The organism is Allobosea sp. 01N443, assembly GCF_056399325.1.
Genome location: NZ_JBFTRC010000356.1, coordinates 1 through 2,326 on the forward strand (window position 1 = coordinate 1; position 2,326 = coordinate 2,326).

1 protein-coding gene and 1 pseudogene are annotated in these 2,326 nt (G+C 61.7%); both read left to right on the forward strand.

Translation table 11 applies throughout. The features are described 5' to 3' along the window. Positions 1 to 236, forward strand: a pseudogene (locus AC1DRP_RS36240) (hypothetical protein); the annotation flags it as partial. Positions 237 to 502: 266 nt separating this feature from the next. Continuing rightward, positions 503 to 2,326 (forward strand): alkyl/aryl-sulfatase (locus AC1DRP_RS36245; RefSeq protein ID WP_476771101.1); only part of this gene is annotated, 1,824 nt, incomplete at its 3' end.

Below are 2,326 nucleotides of genomic sequence, written 5' to 3' on the forward strand. Positions count from 1 at the left end.
ATGCGCGACTGGGCGATGCGCGATTGGGTGACGATCGCGTCGGCTATGACCGCTGGGGCGCCTATGATCGAGCCCGGGTTGGCGGCGCCTACTGGCATGCGCCGGTCTACAATGGCGCCTGGTATGCCAGCGGGGCGGCCTTGGGCGCAGCCGCCGGAATCGCCGCGACGCGGCCCTATGGCTATGGCTACGGCTATGGTCAGTGCGGGTACTATCCCTATCCAGCCTGCTACTAGATCCCCCGTGATGCGCCGGGCCGGTGGGACAACCGCAAACTGCTCGGGGTCGTTCCCTTCGCGTCGAGGCGGTCCTCTGCGTGGATCGACCCGGGATGTCCTTGGATGCCGGCAAGGCAGGTGCGGGTCGCATCCAGCAGCCACGCTGCGTAGCAAGCTCTCACTTTGCCGCACGTGGACAGGAGAGACACGCTGGAGAGGCCCGCTCCGTCGAAGTCTCGTCTCCGCGTCTGATGTTTCATTCGGCCAATACAGAGGGCTAGAAAATGAGCGGCTCATTGAGAATTCTGGCGCTTGTGCTTGGCGCAGTCGTCGCTGGAGCATTTGGTGATGCCTCGGTCGCGCAGGAGCAGCATTTCCATCCCAAGGGGAACATGCCTTCGCGATTCACGATCGAAGCGCAGGAACAGCAGCGGCGGATATTGCCCCTTGCCGACAAGCAGGACTTCCAGGAAGCGAAGCGCGGCTTCATCGCCTCGCCGCCCTATCGCAAGATTATGAATGACAAGGGCGACGTGGCCTGGAACATTGATAACTGGAACTTCCTCCTGAACGGGAAGGACTTTGACAGCATCCATCCGTCACTGCAGCGCCAGGCCTTGCTCAACATGGAGTATGGCCTGTTTGAAGTTGTGCCTGGCATCTATCAGGTCCGTGGCTTCGACCTCGCCAACGTCTCCTTCATCCGAGGGAATACGGGCTGGATCGTGATCGACCCCCTGACGGTCAAGGAAACGTCACGGGCCGCGCTGAAATTCATCAACGAGAGGCTCGGCGAACGCCCTGTCGTGGCGGTGATCATCTCCCATTCCCACGGTGACCATTTCGGCGGGATCCGCGGTGTCGTGGACGATGCCGCTCTGGCCGCAGGGAAGGTCCAGATCCTTGCGCCCAAGGGCTTCATCAACGAGGCCATCTCCGAGAATCTCTACGCCGGCAACGCGATGACCCGCCGCAAGAGCTATACCTACGGCGACGTCCTGTCCCAGAGCCCCTACGGCCATGTGGATTCATCGATCGGCAAGGGTGTCGCCAGCGGGGATGTTGGCATCCTGCCCCCGACCCGGAGCATTGAGTTGCCCATCGAGGAACTGACCATCGACGGCGTGCGGATGGTCTTTCAGAACACACCCGGCACGGAAGCGCCGGCGGAGATKAACACCTGGTTTCCGGACCTCAAGGCATTCTGGGCCGCCGAGAACATCGTCGCCGGACAGCACAATGTCCTCACCTTGCGGGGCGCGCCGGTGCGCGATGCGCTCGCGTGGTCGCAATATATCAACGACGCGCTGTACCGGTTTGGCGATCAGGCGGAGGTGATGTTCGCATCGCATAGCTGGCCGCGATGGGGAAAGGCGCGGATTGGCGAGGTGATGCGCGGGCAACGCGACATGTATGCAAACCTGAACAACCAGGTCCTGCATCTGGCGAATTCCGGGGTGACGATCAACCAGATCCACAATGTCTATGAGCCGCCCAAAAGCCTGCTGCAGCAATGGTACGACCGCGGCTATCACGGCTCCTACCTGCATAACAGCCGAGCCGTGATCCAGCGTTACCTTGGATTCTGGGATCTGAACCCGGCAACACTCGTCCCGCTGTCGCCGGAAGACTCCGCGCCGCTTTACGTGGAGATGATGGGCGGCGCCTCAAAGGTGATGGCGAAGGGCCGCGAGCTCTACGACCAGGGCAAATACCGCCACGCAACCGAGATTATCAACAAGCTGGTCTACGCGGAACCGGGCAACCAGGACGCAAAGAACCTCCTCGCCGACACGTTCGAGCAGATGGGCTACCAGTTCGAGAGCCCGAGCCTGCGGAACAGCTTCCTGTCCGGCGCCAAGGAACTGCGCGATGGCGTCATCGCGGTGAAGGCGGCAAAGGCGGGCAGCCCCGACTTCGTACGCGGCACCACCACCGAGCTGTTCCTGAATTACCTCGGGGTCCAGATGGACAGCCGCAAGGCCGACGGCATGAAGTTCAAGATCAATATCTCGACGCCGGACAATGGCGAGCGGTTTGTGGTCGAGATGAGCAATGCGACGCTGACGACGATCGCCGGCTATCAGGCCGCGGATGCAGATCTGACG